This is a genomic window from Chryseobacterium sp. P1-3 (assembly GCF_000738495.1).
GTDB lineage: Bacteria > Bacteroidota > Bacteroidia > Flavobacteriales > Weeksellaceae > Chryseobacterium > Chryseobacterium gallinarum.
In genome coordinates, this window is sequence record NZ_JPEQ01000012.1 from 1 (window position 1) to 18578 (window position 18578).

Annotated in this window: 12 protein-coding genes, 5 tRNA genes and 3 pseudogenes; 12 read left to right on the forward strand and 8 right to left on the reverse strand. The window is 36.3% G+C overall.

Annotated elements, in window-relative coordinates; all coding sequences use genetic code 11:
* Positions 1–689 precede the first annotated feature (689 nt).
* Positions 690–763 (reverse strand) — tRNA-Arg (locus HX13_RS16200).
* Between the two features lie 18 nt (positions 764–781).
* Positions 782–856, reverse strand: a tRNA-Pro gene (locus tag HX13_RS16205).
* A 432-nt stretch (positions 857–1288) separates the two neighbouring features.
* Between HX13_RS16205 and HX13_RS16210 the strand changes: the two genes are divergently transcribed.
* From HX13_RS16210 to HX13_RS16245, 8 genes and pseudogenes are all read left to right on the forward strand, one after another.
* A complete protein-coding gene (locus HX13_RS16210; RefSeq protein ID WP_050021951.1) occupies positions 1289–2920 on the forward strand; it encodes a M1 family metallopeptidase in 1632 nt (543 codons plus the stop codon).
* A gap of 112 nt (positions 2921–3032) precedes the next feature.
* Positions 3033–3542: a thermonuclease family protein gene (locus HX13_RS16215; protein WP_082129190.1), complete on the forward strand. Its 510-nt coding sequence runs from the start codon at positions 3033–3035 to the stop codon at positions 3540–3542.
* A gap of 184 nt (positions 3543–3726) precedes the next feature.
* On the forward strand, positions 3727–4314 hold the full coding sequence (locus tag HX13_RS16220) for a Crp/Fnr family transcriptional regulator (protein ID WP_050021953.1): 588 nt from the start codon (positions 3727–3729) through the stop codon (positions 4312–4314).
* A gap of 54 nt (positions 4315–4368) precedes the next feature.
* Complete coding sequence (locus HX13_RS16225; protein ID WP_050021954.1) at positions 4369–5052, forward strand: MBL fold metallo-hydrolase; 684 nt, start codon at positions 4369–4371, stop codon at positions 5050–5052.
* Positions 5053–5453: 401 nt separating this feature from the next.
* A complete protein-coding gene (locus HX13_RS16230; RefSeq protein WP_050021955.1) occupies positions 5454–6401 on the forward strand; it encodes an NAD-dependent epimerase/dehydratase family protein in 948 nt (315 codons plus the stop codon).
* Positions 6402–6432: 31 nt separating this feature from the next.
* Positions 6433–7345, forward strand: a pseudogene (locus HX13_RS16235) (helix-turn-helix domain-containing protein).
* A gap of 117 nt (positions 7346–7462) precedes the next feature.
* Positions 7463–8158 (forward strand): type 1 glutamine amidotransferase domain-containing protein, encoded by a 696-nt coding sequence (locus HX13_RS16240; protein WP_202962926.1) that lies wholly within the window; start codon positions 7463–7465, stop codon positions 8156–8158.
* Positions 8159–8208: 50 nt separating this feature from the next.
* On the forward strand, positions 8209–9186 hold the full coding sequence (locus HX13_RS16245) for an alpha/beta hydrolase (RefSeq protein WP_050021957.1): 978 nt from the start codon (positions 8209–8211) through the stop codon (positions 9184–9186).
* Positions 9187–9610: 424 nt separating this feature from the next.
* Here the strand turns inward: HX13_RS16245 and HX13_RS16250 are convergent.
* From HX13_RS16250 to HX13_RS16260, 3 genes are all read right to left on the reverse strand, one after another.
* Positions 9611–9684: transfer RNA gene (locus HX13_RS16250), tRNA-Arg, on the reverse strand.
* A gap of 41 nt (positions 9685–9725) precedes the next feature.
* A tRNA-Pro gene (locus HX13_RS16255) sits at positions 9726–9800 on the reverse strand.
* Between the two features lie 15 nt (positions 9801–9815).
* Positions 9816–9900 (reverse strand) — tRNA-Ser (locus tag HX13_RS16260).
* 136 nt (positions 9901–10036) lie between these two features.
* Between HX13_RS16260 and HX13_RS16265 the strand changes: the two genes are divergently transcribed.
* The 4 genes and pseudogenes from HX13_RS16265 (at position 10037) to HX13_RS16280 (ending at position 14625) form a co-directional block, all read left to right on the forward strand.
* A complete protein-coding gene (locus HX13_RS16265; RefSeq protein ID WP_050022045.1) occupies positions 10037–11062 on the forward strand; it encodes an N-acetylmuramoyl-L-alanine amidase in 1026 nt (341 codons plus the stop codon).
* Positions 11063–11135: 73 nt separating this feature from the next.
* Positions 11136–12537 (forward strand): annotated as a pseudogene (gene aspA / locus HX13_RS16270) (aspartate ammonia-lyase).
* Positions 12538–12614: 77 nt separating this feature from the next.
* Entirely contained in the window at positions 12615–13469 is an 855-nt protein-coding gene (locus HX13_RS16275) for a glycosyltransferase (protein WP_050021958.1), read from the forward strand.
* 277 nt (positions 13470–13746) lie between these two features.
* A complete protein-coding gene (locus HX13_RS16280) occupies positions 13747–14625 on the forward strand; it encodes a glycosyltransferase (RefSeq protein WP_238555430.1) in 879 nt (292 codons plus the stop codon).
* A gap of 255 nt (positions 14626–14880) precedes the next feature.
* Here the strand turns inward: HX13_RS16280 and HX13_RS16285 are convergent.
* The 3 genes and pseudogenes from HX13_RS16285 to HX13_RS16295 all read right to left on the reverse strand — a co-directional run bounded on the left by HX13_RS16285 (position 14881) and on the right by HX13_RS16295 (position 18379).
* A pseudogene (locus HX13_RS16285) lies at positions 14881–16361 on the reverse strand (lipopolysaccharide biosynthesis protein).
* Between the two features lie 9 nt (positions 16362–16370).
* Positions 16371–17117 (reverse strand): FkbM family methyltransferase, encoded by a 747-nt coding sequence (locus tag HX13_RS16290; RefSeq protein ID WP_316931342.1) that lies wholly within the window; start codon positions 17115–17117, stop codon positions 16371–16373.
* 584 nt (positions 17118–17701) lie between these two features.
* On the reverse strand, positions 17702–18379 hold the full coding sequence (locus HX13_RS16295) for a DUF2461 domain-containing protein (protein WP_316931343.1): 678 nt from the start codon (positions 18377–18379) through the stop codon (positions 17702–17704).
* Positions 18380–18578: the final 199 nt, after the last annotated feature.

Here is an 18578-nt window from a genome sequence, read left to right on the forward strand (position 1 = left end):
TAATGGCTCCGGGGAAAACAGATACACCAGTCTTTGGACGATCAAGAAAGGAAGAGTGATCAGTCAGATTATTTATCACAGTCCGGAATAATTTCAGTATTTTTGTCCCGAAAAAGCTTTACCGCTTATTCATCAAAGAAATGGGTTCAGGGATAAATCAATTCAGAAATGTAAAAGAGGGTAAACCTTTTAGGTTGTGGAATTAATACATTATGGATTGAAAATCGTTGAATCTCAAATGTTGATAATGAATGTTTCAAAAGTCTAAGAACTCGTTTCTTAGGCTTTTTTATTGTATAAAGAATGGTGGATCAAGCGGAAAAGTTGGGGGCATATAATATTTAGATCTATTTAATTTTTAAAATTCACGCAAAGATCTTTTGACTACTCTTCATTTTAAGTAAGCTAAGAAATGAATCGATCTTAATCGATTCTGATGAAGCGAACACTTTGCATGCGCTTAGTCAGCAGCTACGCTGCCTTCTTTGTCTACTTGAAATAGAACATTATTTTTTTTAAACTTTGCGTGAAAAAGGATCTCAATAATTTTGATGCTAATCAATAATGAACAGAATTTTTTATATTCAGACCCAATTTATTATGTCCCTAATTTTTGAGACTGATTGATCCGCTAAAATAGGATATAAAACGAAAAACAAAAAACCCCACCATAAATGATGAGGTTTTTGTGAGCGCGAAAGGATTCGAACCTTTGACCGTCTGCTTAGAAGGCAGATGCTCTATCCAGCTGAGCTACGCACCCTTAAAATTTTGAAAAAAGTCGGGGCGGCAGGATTCGAACCTGCGACCTCCTGGTCCCAAACCAGGCGCGATGACCGGACTACGCTACGCCCCGAGGAGGTCATCAATAACGAATTTTACTTCGTTTTTGCGGTTGCAAAGGTACAATACTTTTTGAAATAAAAAAATAAAATCCGGAATAATTTTTAATTAATTTTTCATGAAAATTTTTTGACAGGTCTTAGTCATTTAAAAACCATTCACTTATGCTGTTGTAATGATGGAAATAAAATTTTTATTTTTTTAACATTCTTTGATTTGATGATAAAAGAGATAATGGATGAAACGTAAAAACCAATAAAGGCAACTTTAAAGAAAGATGGAAGATATTGCTGTTGCAGAGTTAAGCTCTTAGAAGATCTGCCGATATTTGATGATAAAAAGGTGTTTGGGACTAACTCTGGCTAAATTTTGAATTTTAAACCACGTAATTTTTATATTTGTTTATTAAATATTGAAATTGAGAGCTTTATAAAAACATTTTCTTATGTTTAGAATATTTTTTAGTTTTATTTTTTTGGTCTCTGTTGCTATTGTTGCGCAGCAACCGACAAGAGAGGATTCTTTAGTAGGATCTGTTACTCCTGAAAAAACATGGTGGGATTTACTGCATTATGATATTACCGTGAAGCCTGATTATCCAACTAAAACGCTTACAGGAAATAATAAAATAAAGTATAAAACACTTTCAGGAGGAAACTCCAAAATGATGCAGATTGATTTAGTGAAGCCCTTGACCATAGATAGTGCTTTTCAGGATAATAAAAAATTAACTTTCCATAATAAAGGCAATATATGGTATATTTCCTTGCCAAAACATAGTAAGAGTAAAAGCTATGAATTAAATATTTACTATTCCGGGAAGCCTGTTGAATCGGTATCACCACCCTGGGACGGAGGAATGGTTTGGGCAAAAGATTCCTTAAACCGTCCATGGATATCGGTGGCTTGTCAGTATAAAGGAGCCAGTTTATGGTATCCATGCAAAAATATGTTATATGATGAGCCTGATGAAGGTGCTTCCATTTCCATCATTGTTCCTGCAGACATGACAGCGGTTGGGAATGGAAGATGGGTAGGCAAAAAATTATCTTCTGACAGAACGGCAAAATATACCTGGAAAGTTGTTAATCCTATCAATCATTATGGAATATCATTTTATGCCGGAAATTATGTAAATATCAGTCAGACTTACCAGGGTAGGAAAGGGAAGCTGGATATGAGTTACTGGATTCTCGATTACAACAGGCAAAAAGCGCTTGATCATATGATTCCTGAGGCTGTTCAGACAATGAAATCCCTGGAACGATGGTTTGGGCCGTATCCATTTTATGAAGACGGATTTAAAATAGTGGAGGCGCCTTATATCGGAATGGAACATCAGAGTGCTATTGCCTATGGCAATAATTATACAAAAGGAACTTTTAAAGGAAAAGATATTTCTAAAACAGGATGGGGGAAAAAAACAGACCGATTGATTGTTCATGAGATGGCACATGAATGGTTTGGAAACAGTATAACCGCTTCCGATATTGCGGATCGCTGGATACAGGAGGGCTTTGCGGGGCTTGCCGAAGAACTGGTTATTGCAGACTTATGCGGGAGAAAAGCGGGAGAGGAATTTCTGGTTGCAAGATATAAGGGAATAGACAACGAAAAACCGATTATTGGCAGGTATGGAATTAATGAAGATAGTAGCTCAGATAATTATATTAAAGGCTGGGCTGTAATCCATATGATTAAAACAATAATGAATGATGATGAGAAGTTCCGTAAAATTTTGCAGGGGGTTACTGCCAGTTTTTATCATAAGGTAACATCAACACAAGAGATTGAAGATTATATTATTACAAAATCTGGGATGAACTTTAAACCACTATTTAACCAATATCTCCGGACAACGCAGATTCCCGAGCTGGAATATTCAATCAAAAATAACGAATTGAGATATCGGTTTACCAATTGTATCGATGGATTTTTTATGCCGGTAAAAATAGATGGGTCAGATGATTGGCTATTCCCGACAGTTTCATGGCAAACCTTTCAGCTGAAAAATAATAACATTACAGAAATAAATACTGATCCTAATTTTTATATAAAAGTGAAAAAAGTAGAATAAGCATTTTGAAAGAAAAAGTCTGTTTTCTTAATTTTAAGTAAAAGTATATTATGGTTGTAAAATATAAATGTTAAGACTTTTTTTAACTTATCTTTACCCCATGAAACGATTAATGCTTGTGTGTTTACTTCTTCCAGTACTGACGTTCTCTCAAACCAGTGGAAAAGTAATAAAAATTTCAGATGGAGATACTATCACAATTCTTCTAAAAGGTAATCAACAAAAGAAACTGAGACTCGCCGAGGTAGATTGTCCTGAAAAAGGACAGGCATTCGGGAAAAATGCTAAGCAATACACATCAGGACAGGTATTTGGTAAAACTATTAATTTTATTGAAACGGATAAAGACCGTTATGGACGCTCTATTGCCAAAGTGTATTACGACAATGGCAAATATCTCTCAAAAGAATTGATAAAAGCAGGAATGGGATGGTGGTATTTCTTTTATTCTAATGATGCTTCCCTGGGAAAACTGCAGGAAAAAGCCCAACAGAAAAAAATAGGCCTCTGGCAGGATAATCAGGCGATTGCTCCCTGGGAATACAGGAAAATAAAAAGAGAAGCAGGAAGCAAAAAAAATGAAGCTTTTAAAGCGAATGGAAAAGCAAAAGAGATCATCTGAATAATGTGAAAATCCTTCATACAGCTTTTGTGCATTTGTTATTAGGATGTTTTATCAAAACGATACTCATGACGTAAGAAATAAACAAATCTCAGCATGAAAGTTTTTGTGTACAATAACTGATAGATTGGATATGTAAACCATAGACGATTAAGATGAAAATAAAAGACGAAAAAGATTGTGAATGACTGACGTATTTGAAAATTATCTATCCTCAACAGGAGGACTAACAGCAGAGGAAATCAACTTTTCTGCACAGTTTTTCAAGCCGGTCCGCTTAAAAAAAGGAGATTTTTTTATTCATGAGAATGAAATCTGCCGTTATATCGGATTTATCACTAATGGCGCAGTAAAAGCATACAATACCGACGAAGAAGGAAAGGAAAATATTACCTGTTTCAAGTTTGAAAATGAATTTGTCACCTCGTTTCAGGAGTTTGTGGCGCAGGAAAAGTCCGGAAGAAGTATCAGGGCTATAGAAGATAGTATAATTTACAGGATAAATTACCCGGACTATCAGCATCTTCTTGCTCAGGTAACCGCCTGGAATGGCGTGATAAAATCGATCATGGAGCAAGAGTATATCCAAAAGGAACGTTATCTGCTGAATTACAATAATAAGCCGGCTGTGGATAAATACCGTCATGTCCTATCCAGCCAACCGATGCTTGTTCAGCGGATAACAACACAGGATCTGGCATCATACCTGGGTATCACGCCGCGATCACTTACACGGGCAAAGGGACAAATACATAAGCCCAACGTGTTATAGGACAAATGTCCTTATGCAGACCAGATAAGTAATGTAGATTTGCACAAAAAAAATATGTTACGTCAAATTGCTCCCGAAGTATTCCAGATTCCACTGATGCCACGAAACAGTATCAACTGCTATATTATCGAAGGTGTATTGGTAGACTCCGGAATACGGAGCTCATATACCACTATAAGGAAAGTTAATCAGAAAATTGCTGTTCATCAACATGTATTGACGCATGCGCATGCAGACCATCAGGGTTGCAGTGACCAGATTTGCGCAGAGTTCAGGATTCCTTTACTCTGCCATCCCAACGAAGTTTTCAGAGCCGAAACAGGTATGGTAACCAACGATTATCCAACTCCGGATCATTGGGTGGCAAAGCTTCAGCAAAAATACTGGGCAGGGCAGGGTCATAAAGTCGATCAGACAATTGTTGAAAACGATAGGATCGGAAACTTTCGGGTGATAGAGACTCCCGGACATTCACCTGGTCATATTTCTTTATTCCGTGAACGGGATGGAGTGCTGATCATCGGAGATGCAGCAACCAATATGAACCTGCTTACTACAGCAACTGGTCTGCGGCTTCCTCCAAATATGTTCACCTCGGATCAGCGGCGTAACATTAAATCGCTCCAAAAGCTGGCAGAGCTGAACCCTTCCGTTATCTGCTTCGGTCACGGACCAGTTTTGCGAAATACAGATCAGAAGTTTGAGCAATTTGTGGCTAAATGCAGTAATGCTCTGTGACCGCAGAAGGTTAGAGCCTTTATCCGTCCCGATCATAATCGGGATATTCTATCCTTGAGTATTGTTAATAGATGGTAAATTATAAAACAACAAAAAACCTCACCAAAAAATGATGAGGTTTTTTGTGAATTTGACAGGATTATCCTCGAACTCTTTGGTTGCTGATCTTAATTGGGTTTTAAGGGTATTTTGTTGATTTTTAGCAACTTGAATTATTTAAAGAAATAGGATTCTGTAAGGACTACAGCAATTATTTCAGTTCTATTTTTTCCAAACTGTTCCTATTTGAGTTGATTGCTGTTAATAAATAACAGAGATTCTGTTACAACTTTCGTTAATTCAGATACTCTGTTTTTAGGCTGGTTGCTGAACTTTGTATAATAATTTAAAAAGCAAAAGAAATGCAAACGATACTAGGAGCCAACGGTCAGATTGGTGAAGAGCTCGCAAGAGAACTCAAAAGAAATTTTACTTCATCTATACGAATTGTCAGTAGAGATGCAAAAAAAGTAAATGATACGGACGAAGTCTTTTCGGCAGATTTATCAATTCGCGAAAAAGCAATCGAGGCGGTAAAAGGCAGTGAAATTGCTTATTTCACATTAGGCCTTCCGATCAGTTCTGATCTCTGGGAGAAACAGTTTCCGCTTATCCTTCGTAATGTAATTGATGCCTGCAAGATTAACCATACAAAACTCGTATTCTTTGATAATACGTATATGTATCCTCAGGATGATCGCATATTGACAGAAGAAACTGCTTTTTCACCTGTGGGAAGAAAAGGAAGAGTCAGAAGAAAAATGGCTGAAATGGTGCTGAAGGAAATCGAATCCGGTGAACTTGAAGCCGTGATCTGTCGTGCCCCGGAATTTTACGGCCCTCGCAAAACACAGAGCATTACCAATACCTTAATTTTTAATAATATCAAAGAAGGCAAAAAGCTGAAGGTTCCATTGAGTGCAAACAAGAAAAGAAGCCTGATTTGGACTCCCGATGCGAGCCGCGCCACTGCTTTGATCGGGAATACCCCTGAAGCATTCGGTCAGACCTGGCATCTGCCGGTGGATAAAAGCCATCCTACCTATAAAGAGTTTATCCGAATGGCTTCAGGAATTTACAGCAGAGATCTGAAATATTCTGTTGTTCCCAAATTGATGTTCAAAATAGGCTCATTTTTTAACAAAAGTGTAAAGGAATTACTGGAGCTTCTTCCCAGGTATGAACATGACAATATATTTGACGATTCAAAATTCAGAAAGAAATTTCCGGATTTTCAGGTCACAACATATAAACAAGGGATCAGCATAATAAAAGATGAACAGCTTTCAGGAAACAAAATAATTAAGTAAATTAGTCATGTACAAATCTGAAAATCAGCATATGAAAACTCCGGAAAAAGTATCATCAATAAGTACACTTCATAAGTTCTTGGGGTTAAAGAAACCCGCTAATCCGCTGATCAGTGTATTTAATTTTGATGATGTTAAACTGGAATCGGAGGCTATTCTTAGTGCCATAACCACTGATTTTTATGTTATTGCTTTAAAAAAAAGACTGTGCTGGTGGAAAATGCCGGTATGGCCAGCAATATTATGATTTTAATGAGGGTATTATGTATTTTATTGCCCCACATCAGGTCCTTCAGTTTGATGATATACTCCTCAATGGAGTAAAAGGTTTTGTTTTGGTGGTACATCCGGATTTCCTACATGGATATGGACTGGCATCCGATATTAAAGAATATGGTTATTTTTCCTATACCGCGAATGAAGCATTGCATCTTTCTGAAAAGGAAGAGAAAACTATTTTTGATATAATAGCGAATGTTGAACAGGAAATTGATATCAACATGGATTCCTTTACACAAGACCTACTTGTTTCTAACCTTGATCTTCTGTTAAAATATTGTGATCGTTATTATAACCGCCAATTTTTGACCAGAAAGAAAGTGAATAGTGACCTTCTTTCAAAGCTGGAGCTATTATTGGATGATTATTTCAAAAATGATAAGTTAACAATTAACGGTATACCCTCAGTTCACTTCATTGCTGATCAATTACATCTGAGTGCAAATTATCTGAGTGATATGTTAAGAGTGCAAACAGGGCAAACCACACAGCAGCATATCCAGAACCGATTGATCGAAAAAGCAAAAGAATTACTTTCTACTACCTCAATGTCGGTCTCTGAAATTGCTTATCAGCTTGGATTTGAACATCCGCAATCCTTTCACCGCCTTTTTAAAAGCCGAACATCACTTTCTCCACTGAAATTCAGATCATCATTAAATTAAGGTGCTGTATTTAAAAACTTTTAAATACAGAGATTCGGTTACAACTACCCGTAATTAGGCTACTCCCAGGTAATGGTTTCTTATCAACTTTGTACTATTAAAAGAAAAAATTGGGGCATGATGAAAATCTTAATTATAGTAACCAATATAGGTATGTATGCAAGTGGTAATCTGAAAACCGGTTTGTGGCTTAGTGAACTCACTCATATCTATCATGCGGCTAAAGAGAAAGGTTATGATATTACCATTGCAAGTCCTCAAGGTGGTAACATTCCTGTAGATCCCGAAAGTCTAAAACACTTTACACTAGATAAAATTTCTGAACAATATTGGAATGAGGATGACTTTCGGTTATTGCTAGCAAATAGTGAAAAACTATCTGAGCTTACTCAACAAGAATATGATCTGATCTATTTAGCTGGGGGGCATGGTACGATGTACGATTTTCCAGATGACTCTACTATACAATCAATGGTTAGGAATCAGTTTGAAAAAGGAAAGAAAGTCGCTGCGATCTGTCATGGAGTTGGTGGATTATTAAATGTTAAGCTTAGTAACGGTGAATATCTGATCAAAGCAAAATCAATGACCGGATTTGACTGGTTTGAAGAAACTATTGCCAGAAGAAAGCGGGAAGTACCCTTCAATCTGGAAGCTGCTATTAAGGAGCGCGGTGCAGATCTCAAGAAAGCCTTTATTCCAATGACATCTAACGTTGTTGTGGATGGTAATCTGATTACAGGTCAAAATCCATTCAGTTCAAAGGAAATGGCCAAGGTGGTTATTAAAGAACTTGAAAAAATAAAGAATTAAATGACTCGAAAGGAACATTATATTCATTTTAAATCATAAACATATTAATTATGGCAAACAACATTAAAGCTGAGAGCGATCCGCAGATCCTTTCAGGTATCAGGGAATTTTTGAAGGGACTGAATAATAGCGGTGGTAAACCGCTAGAAACATTGACTCCACAGGAAGCCAGACAGGTTTTGGTTGATGCGCAAAATTCTGTTGAGGTAGATTATTCAGGTATTACTGAAGATAAAAGGGAAATTACGCAGGATGGAATTACGGTAAATATCCATATTGTAAAACCTGCCAATGCTTCTTCCGAGAACCTTCCGGTGTTCATGTTTACGCATGGCGGTGGATGGGTATTGGGTGATTATCCAACCCATAGAAGATTGGTCAGGGATTTAGTTGTCCATAGTGGTGCCGCTGCCGTATTTACAGATTATACACCTTCACCGGAAGCACAATATCCAGTTGCAATCAATCAGATATATGCAGCTACAAAGTGGGTATCAGAAAATGGTGCTGAAATTGGTGTTGATGGTAAAAATATGGCGGCTGCCGGAAACAGTGTCGGCGGAAATATGACTGCGGTCCTCTGCCTAATGGCGAAAGATAAAGGAGGCCCTGAAATAAAATTTCAATTGTTATTGTGGCCTGTAACTGATGCAGATTTTTCTCGTGAATCCTGGCAAAAATATGCTGAAGAACGATTCCTTACAGCTCCATTAATGAAATGGATGTGGAATAACTATCTCCCTGATGTCGAAAAGCGCAAGGAATATTATGCTACCCCATTCAATGCACCCTTAGAAAAACTTAAAGGCCTTCCGCCTGCATTGGTTCAGCTGGCCGAAAATGATATTCTCTTCGATGAAGGTTTGGCATATGCAAGAAAACTAGATGAGGCTGGCGTTCCAACGACTATCGAGACTTATAACGGATTTATCCATGATTATGGACTCTTAAATCCGTTAGATCATATTGAAGCAGTAAAGTTTTCATCAGAACAAGGTGCGCTAGCGCTTAAAAAAAGCTTTGTTTAAAAAATAATTAGGTAAGCTTTCGAAAAGAAAACATAATCGTTATATAAAAAATCCTGCAAATAGCCAATTTGCAGGATTTATCTATTCTTAATTCACAGAATTAACTATTAAAATGTTGTTGAAGACTAATGGATAACAGTTTTATGACAGGAGATAAAGACTTGGTAAATTTATGTTAAATGGTTGTTTTTCAGTTTTTTAATTTTGTATAGAAAGTTCGAATCCTGTTTGGTTTATTATGTTTTTAAAGAGTTTTAGCTTCAAAACAAACTGAAAAAGAATAAAATATTTGTTTTTTTAAAGAGATATTTTGTTTTAGAAAATAAAGGAAAAGGGGGTAAAATACATTAAATAGGCTGATTGATGGGTATTTATAAATAAAATGACACCATTTGGCCTAAATTGTCCTAATGGTGTCATTAAGTGAGCGCGAAAGGATTCGAACCTTTGACCGTCTGCTTAGAAGGCAGATGCTCTATCCAGCTGAGCTACGCACCCTTAAACGTTGATTTGCTTAATGTATAAGGTCATTAAAAAAGTCGGGGCGGCAGGATTCGAACCTGCGACCTCCTGGTCCCAAACCAGGCGCGATGACCGGACTACGCTACGCCCCGAATATATTAAGAGAGCGGAGGGTAAGGGATTCGAACCCTTGCGACACTTTCGCGTCGACAGTTTAGCAAACTGCTCCGTTAACCACTCCGGCAACCCTCCTTATTTGTTTATTTTTTAATGATCGTTGTTCTGTTATTGCGAGTGCAAATATAGAACAGATTTCTTTATTTACCAAATAAAATTCAAGAAAAATTTGCGTATTTTTGAAGTAATAAATCATCCAAAAACCAAACTGATGCGTAAAACATTATATATCATCGGATTAAGCACATGTGTTTTTTCATGTACTTCCCAACCGAATGTGAAAAAAAATACATACAAACCGAAAACCCCCGTGGTACAGGCAAAACCAGCAGTTAAACCTGCAACTCCCGAACCTCCGAAACCGAAAATTATTTCCGATCATGGAGTTGAGTTTTTTACCACTAATATAGCAGACCCTACTAAAAATGATAATACGGCAAGTTACGGTTCAATTGTTTCGGCTAAACCTGCCGGATATAAAGTAGTAAAAACCTATTTTCCTGCCATTGCACAAAACTTCAGACAGCGTTACTTAATATTACATTATACAGCACTCCCGGATGATAAGTCGATTACTGTTCTTACACAGCAGGCGGTAAGCGCTCATTACCTGGTTAATAATACCGGAGACAATGAAATCTACCAGCTGGTAGATGAAAACAAAAGATCTTATCATGCAGGGGTAAGCTCATGGAGAAACGATAAGAATCTTAATGATACTTCTATAGGAATCGAAATTGTAAATACCGGTTACACTACGGATGGATCCGGGAAGAGGATATTCGCGACATTCAGCGATGAGCAGGTGAGAAAAGTAGCTGCTTTAGCGAAAGATATTATTGTAAGATACCAGATTCCTGCCACGAATGTTCTTGCTCATGCAGATATTGCCCCTACAAGGAAACAAGATCCGGGGCCAATGTTCCCCTGGAAGAAATTGTATGACGAGTATCAGATAGGAATGTGGTATGATGAAGCAACAAAACAAAACTTCTTTGATTTAGCACAGTTGGATTTCACTACAAGATATAATGAACCATCCTTTATTTTCCTTATTCAGACTGCATTGCAGAAATTTGGATATGGAGTAGATCCTAGCGGACAATGGGATGATGCAACCAAGAAAACCATTGAGGCTTTCCAATACCATTTCCGCCCTCAGAATTACAGCGGAATTATGGATGCTGAAACATGGGCAATACTACAGGCTTTAAACCAGAAATACCCAATAAAATAATTGAATTAAAAGCGCATCGGTAGATGCGTTTTTGCTATCTTTATACGATCAAAAAAATAGTAAAATATCTGTAATGGAAAATTTCAGAAAAGAAAGTGATCTATTGGGGGAGTTGAATGTTCCGATAGATGCTTATTATGGGGTTCAGACGCAAAGAGCGATAGACAACTTCAAAATTTCAGGACAGCTTTTGTCTTCATATCCGGATTTTATCAAAGGCCTGGCTTTTGTAAAAAAAGCAGCTGCAAAAACCAATTATGAATTGGGACTTCTTGATGAAAACCTGTATTTTAAAATCGCAGAAGCATGTGATGAAATTGTAGCAGGGAAATATCATGACCAGTTTCCGGTAGATATGATCCAGGGGGGTGCAGGGACTTCAATTAATATGAATGCCAATGAAGTAATTGCCAATATTGTATTGGAAAAACTTGGTAAAAATAAAGGAGAATATGAGTTTTGCTCACCTAATGACCACATAAACCTTTCCCAGTCCACGAATGATGCTTATCCTACAGCGATCAAAATGGGATTGCTGCAGATGAATATCGGCCTGGTAGAAAGACTTGAGAAAATTATAGCGGCTTTCCGTGCAAAAGGTCAGGAATTCCAGGATGTCATCAAAATGGGGCGTACACAACTTCAGGATGCTGTTCCGATGACGTTGGGACAGGAATTTGAAGCATATGCCGCGACATTGGAAGAAGATATTTCCAAATTGAATAACAATGCCAGTCTTTTTGTGGAAGTTAATATGGGGGCTACAGCTATCGGAACAGGACTGAATGCCCCGGTAGGATATGCTGCTCTTTGTGCTAAAAACTTAGCTCAGATAACAGGCTTCCCGATTGTTTCAGCGCCGGACCTGGTAGAAGCTACACCGGATACAGGTTCATATGTTATCTATTCTTCAGCAATGAAACGTCTTGCCGTGAAATTATCTAAAATCTGTAACGATTTAAGATTGCTTTCTTCAGGACCGAGGGCCGGACTTTTTTGAAATTAATCTTCCTCCTATGCAGCCGGGATCATCAATTATGCCGGGGAAAGTTAACCCTGTTATCCCGGAAGTAGTAAATCAGGTTTGTTTTAAAGTAATAGGAAATGACCTTACCGTGACTTTTGCTGCGGAAGCCGGACAGCTACAGCTTAATGTGATGGAACCGGTACTTTCCCACGCTATCATGGAAAATATCAATTTCCTTTGCAATGCTTTAGATACCCTTCGTGATAAATGTGTGGTAGGAATTACTGCCAACAAGGAAGTGTGCCTGAATATGGTGAAGCACAGCATTGGTATCGTAACAGCACTTAACCCTTATATCGGTTACAAGCAATCTACGCAAATTGCTAAAGAGGCATTGGAAACAGGTAAAAGTGTTTACAATCTTGTTTTGGAGGGAGGAATTCTCTCTCAGGAAAAGTTGGATGAGATCCTTGATCCGAAAAATATGCTGAAACCGCATAATAAATAATAAAAAACAATAAGTGATAAATGATCCTCTATCTGTGATCATTTATCACTTATTCATCATCATTTATACTATAATTCGTGAGGTTTTTAATCATAATTCCTGCACATAACGAAGAAACTAACCTTTCATTCACCCTGGATTCTTTACTGCAGCAAAGTCAGAAAGACTTTAAAGTGGTGGTCGTTAATGACGGCTCCACAGATAAAACATCTGAAGTGATCAGGAGGTATACCGCCAGTGATGTACGTTTTGAGACCATTACGCTTCAGAAATCCGAGCATCAGCCAGGGTCCAAAGTAGTTCATGCTTTTAAAAGCGGGCTCCAGACACAGGCTATCGATAACTTTGATATCATCTGTAAATTTGATGCAGATATTATCCTTCCTGAAAACTATTTGCAGGCTGTAGAAAATGCTTTTATCAATAATCCGGAATATGGATTGGTAGGAGGATTATTATATGTGGAAAAAGAGGGAAACTGGGTGTACGAGGGTAATTCCAACAAGCACCATGTAAGAGGTCCAATGAAAGCTTACCGGAAAGAATGCTTTCTCCAGATGGGAGGTTTAAGAGAAACATTAGGTTGGGATAATATTGACGCGATACTCTTAAAAAATAAGGGTTGGAAAGAAATTGTTCTCCCTCAGCTGCATGTTAAATTGATGAAAATAAAAGGAGCAGATTATACCATAAAACCGGCCGATTACTATGGCAGGTATTTTTACTTTTTGGGACTGAACAGATTGATGGCCTATATTGCTTCTTCAAAAGAAGCGATGAAAAGTAAGTCCCTCTCATTTTTCTTTGATATTATCAGCTCCTATGAACACTGTAAATCCAGGAAACTGGAACTGAAAATAACAAAAGAAGAACAAAAAGTCATCAACGACCAGCGTTGGAAAATGCTCAAGAAAAAATGGCTGAAGATATAGAATGATATAAGACTAATATTCATCAATACAGCGGGCTTTAGCCCGCTTAATAAAACATAAAATATCCATTGGCTTTAGCCAAATCCTATAAACAACAGATTGAATTCAGTGAAAAAAATAGCCTACATAGAAATAGATACTCACGCCGAGATTGCCCGGGCTTTCATGGATATTATGAGAGGTAGCGAAAACATTACTGTAGACTATTATTTTTCAAAAAAAAGTTACAGATCAAATCCATCACGATGAGGAAACTGTATTTTTATCTGACAGCTCGATGATTCCGGACCAGTTAAAGGAAAAAGAATATGATCTCATTATTATCGGAACAGTCCATCGCTTTTTCAATACCTTTTTAACCATTGTAAAAAAGTATAATACCGCAATTATCACTCATAATCTGAATTTTACAAGGGCTTCAAATTCCGGCCTGCTGAAAAGTATTTTTAAGGGGGATATCATTTACAGGCTTAAATTATGGTGGAAAGAAGGATTGTTGTATGCTCCCAAAGTATACCAGCAATCGAAATTTCTTTTGGTGTTGGACGAAGCATTAACTTCGGAAAGGCATCGGTTTCTGCCTCTGTTTTATACAAAGGATTATATAAAACCTGAAAATAACGACCTGACAGTGGTTATTCCGGGTGGTGTATCACAGAAGAGGAGGAATTATGATTATATTTTTAAAACCATTCAGAAAATACAATCAGATAAAAACTATGAATTTGTATTTCTGGGAAAGGCTAAAGATAATGAACTAAAACAATTGAAAAACCTTTCCGGGAAGTTGCCGGAGAACATCCATATCACTTATTTTTCTGAGAGGGTTTCTTCCGGGGACTTTGAAAAATGGATGCAAAAAGCAGATGTTTTGTGGTGTCCGATCCAGCAGGAAACAGAATTTTTCAGCTTACAGGAAATTTACGGACTTACCAAAATGACGGGAAACCTGGGCGATGCTATTGCTTATGGGAAACTAGCCATTTTTCCTAAGAATTATCCCTCAAAACTGGAATTTATTATTCCTGAAAAAGAAAATATTCCTGAACTATTGGATGAGCTATCCAGTATGCATTTTGATTTTCAACAACACTATAACAGGGAAGATATACAGAAAAGATTAGAGAAACTTTTAAACAGTCTTATTACTGCTTAACGTTAAATCTGGCATTTTTCTTTACCTTATTTAACCTGAATGAGGTAAGAAAATTAATCATAAAGGCTGGAAGCAGAAAGATACTGGAAGTTACTTTCAGTTATAAAGTACTGGCAGTAAATGACACCATTAATTTTGTTTAATTTTAAAGAAGATAAAACAGAGAAATAGTTATTCTTTAGGGTTCCATGACTTCCATCTTCCACCTCCCAGCTTCAATCTGATTAAATCACAAATTCTTATCCCGAAATGACGTTATTTAAATTTAAAAATACTTTTAATAAACGTCATATTCAGATAATCTTCTATCGGGAATATTCTGGTAAAATAATTTCCGATATAGATCAATGCCAAAACTACAGCAGGTTTATAGACCAGGTTGATGAAGTTATTGTCAAAATTAGGAAGAACAATAGCTACTGTGATGGCTAATGTACAGATGATGGAAACGAAGATCATTTCAATCGTCAACGGCGAAACTTTAAATACAATATAATTGAATGCTATTTTAATCACATTATAAATGGTGAGGGAAATAGCTGTTGACATGGCAATTCCAATAAGCTTCAGATTCGTGTTTTTGATAAAATAATAATTCAGGCCAATCGTTAATCCTGCCAATAAAAGCATGATCAGAATATTGAATCTGTAATATTTTGAAAGGGAAATAATGTTTCCGTTGAATCCTGTAGCAAGGTCAATTAAAACTGCAGAGCCCCAAATCCAGACTACAGGCTCATATTCTCTGAGCATGGTCCCGTTTTTCGGCATGAATTGCGTAAGATAGGGGAATCCCACCATAATGCAGGAGAATAAAACAGCGCCTAGAAAATATAAAGTTAAGGATGTTTTTTTATGAAATTTATCCAGTCCTTCCATATCACCATCAGCAAGATGCTTACTGATGATAGGAGCTGAAATATTGAATAGTCCCAATTGGGGAATTGAAATCAATGAGATAAGAGCATATAAAACGGAGTATATACCATTTTCTTCCATTCCCATAAATTCTCCGATCATAAAGCTGTTAATCGCCAGATAATTTCCAAACGTACCTAAAAAATCCAAAAAAAACTATAGTTGAGAAACTCTTTCCAGAAATTATTTTTCTTAAAATAATCCGTACTGATATCAAACTTGATTTTCTCAAGTTTATTGGTGTAATATATATAGCCGGCAAGCATCAGCGTAAATATTCCGAAGAAGAAGGCAAGGGCTATATTTTGTGACAGTGAAAAATAGAAGAAAAGGCAAAATGCTCCTAAATTGGCTATTTTAGGCAAGAGATTGTCAAAGATATTGGAGACAACAATTCTTTTATAATTGGAAGTGTATTTATTGAAAATAGCACAGAGTGATAAGATTAAAATAAGAGGCAGGATAATCTTTTTTTATTTTCCAGGCCTGCGAATGAAGAAACTTTGGATAAAAGTAGGGGAGAATAAAAAAGATAGCGCAAAATATAAGAAAGTTAATCAAAACTGTAACAAGCGATAATGAAAGCATGTTCTGATTTTTACCCTCTTTCTGTAAAGAATGAAAAAACTTTACATTGGCATAAGAAATTCCGAAAACAACAAACGGAACCAGCATTTCCGCCGTTTGCATACTATAGCGAAGCTTCCATAAAATTCAAAATCATTCGGAAAAATGAATATTGCGGAAACCGTGCCCAGCAAAAAACCAATATAACCGATAATGGAATATTTGAAGCCTTGTCTCGCTACTACGCTCATAAAGTTGTTTTAAGGTTTTTTAGGTATAAAAATAATATTGTTGATGTACTGCGTTTTATTTTTTTCGTCGTTTGTATTTTGTGATAGGATCTCTTCTGTAAGAGCTTCCAGTGTGAAGCTGTTTCTGTTCAGATACCTGGCTTCATATCCCCAGCTTTTTACTTCAGAAATTTCATTCCATATTGGTGTCTGGTGGTGTCTTTGTTCCATCTCAACCATTAATGTCGGAAGGAATTGCCTGATGGTTTCTTTAGCTCCCAGGAGCGTCTTGATTTCATTTCCTTCAACATCTATTTTGATAAAATCCAGTTTGCTGAAGTGTTCTAATGCTGCCCAGTCATCCAGTTTAATCACTTTTACTTTTTCGGTATAGCTTTTTTCTTCGCCTTTTTCCTTATAAGAAGTGTTCAGGGTTCCCCGGGAGGCAATGGTTTTTCCATTGATAACAGGAACTTTAAATTCAGCGGTCATATTTTCATCAGAAAGGGCTAAAGGAAGAATCCTCATGGCAGGGAACAGTCTTTTTAATCTTCGGTAAAGTTTTTTATTGGGTTCAAAAGCATAAATATGCTCATGATCCAGTTTATTTTCCAGTTGATAAAGAAAAGTTCCTACGTTTGCTCCAATGTCCAGTATTACAGCGTTTTTGGGAAGGTATTCCTTGATCCATACCAGTTCCGGTTCTACATTGCGTTCCGAAAAGTTACTCTTATTAAGATTATTTAAGTTTTTTAAAATATCTTTTTTTATAAAAATCCGGACTTATATATTGTAGTTTCTCTGCAATTTTCTGGTATAAAGACATCCTTAGCTTTTTGACGAACAGCAAAGATAAACAAAAAATGTAAAACTTATCTTAAAAAATGTTAAATATAATAGCTTGAAAATCAGCTGTTAGTGTTTATGGTGTTTTTTAAAAGAAATATATTTTCCATCAACTACAAAACGATTAATTATAAACCATGCAAAAAATTATCCGTAAACATCTGTGAAAATCAGTGTCATCTGTGGTTATGATTAAAACCACAAAAGTCACAAAAGTTTTTAGACACCTTAGTTTTTAAGTTAAAAGTATTGCGTTGAAAAGAGCACAAAAGTTTAAAAATCAAAGATTTTTGTAAATCTGCGGTATCAGCAGCAATCAAAAAATTATCCGTAAACATCTGTTTTAATTCGTGTTATCTGTGGTTACAATTAAAACCACAAAAGTCGCAAAGCTTTTAGGCACTTCAGTTTTTTAAGTTAGAAGCATTAAAAGTCAGAGATTTTTATAATGAGCTATACCTGGACTGTCTGTGAGTAAAAATATTCACAAACATCTGTATGGGCTATTATATAGTTTAATCAAAAAAAGGAGCATTCAGGAAATCATTGAAAGGCTTCATTAGTTTAAAGATTTTTGTCATATTTTTCACTGCGTTTTTATCAAGGACTTCTTCATCTTTTAAGCGATATAGTACAATGAAATTTTTTAGTTTTAAATATTCTGCCATAGGATCTTCTTTTTCAAAACCTTGAGGAATTTTTTTAAGCTTATCATCCTGGTCAAGTTCCGGAAAGTATTTTTTAAACTCTTTATTATTCAGTATTTTGAGAAAATCATCTCCATATAATGATATTTCTTTACGGACCTCTTTCAGAACAGATGATTCAGGCATATAAATTCCGCCAGCCAAAAAAGATTTACCGGGCTCCATATGCAGGTAATAACCGCCTTTCTGGCTTCCTTTTCCCATGCCCAAAGAAGCTCCGAAATTAGTTTTGTAGGGAATTTTGTCTTTTGAAAACCTGGTGTCACGGTAGATCCTGAAAAGTGCTTTTTTGCTGTCGATTTTTGCAAGTTCTTCATCAAAACCGGACATTTCTTTAATCAGATCATCCAGAAAAGAAATAACATTTCCCTGAGCTTCGGTGTATAAAAATTTATTTTCATTAAACCATTCACGGTTATTATTTTTATCTAACTTTTTTAGAAAATCAAAATGTTTTAGGAGAAATGCTTGCTGACATATTTGGATGGTTGTTTAGCTTTGTTAATATTCTTGATCGGCTGTTAATTTTCCATGTGTATAGAGATAGTCAAATTTACATAATTAGCCGGGATATTAAAAGGAGAAAAAAGCATTTGATGATTTTATTTTTGAAAATTCATAAATAATTGAGAAAAAATTAATCCAATTTAATAAAAAAAACTAATGTTTAATAAGTTCTTAATGT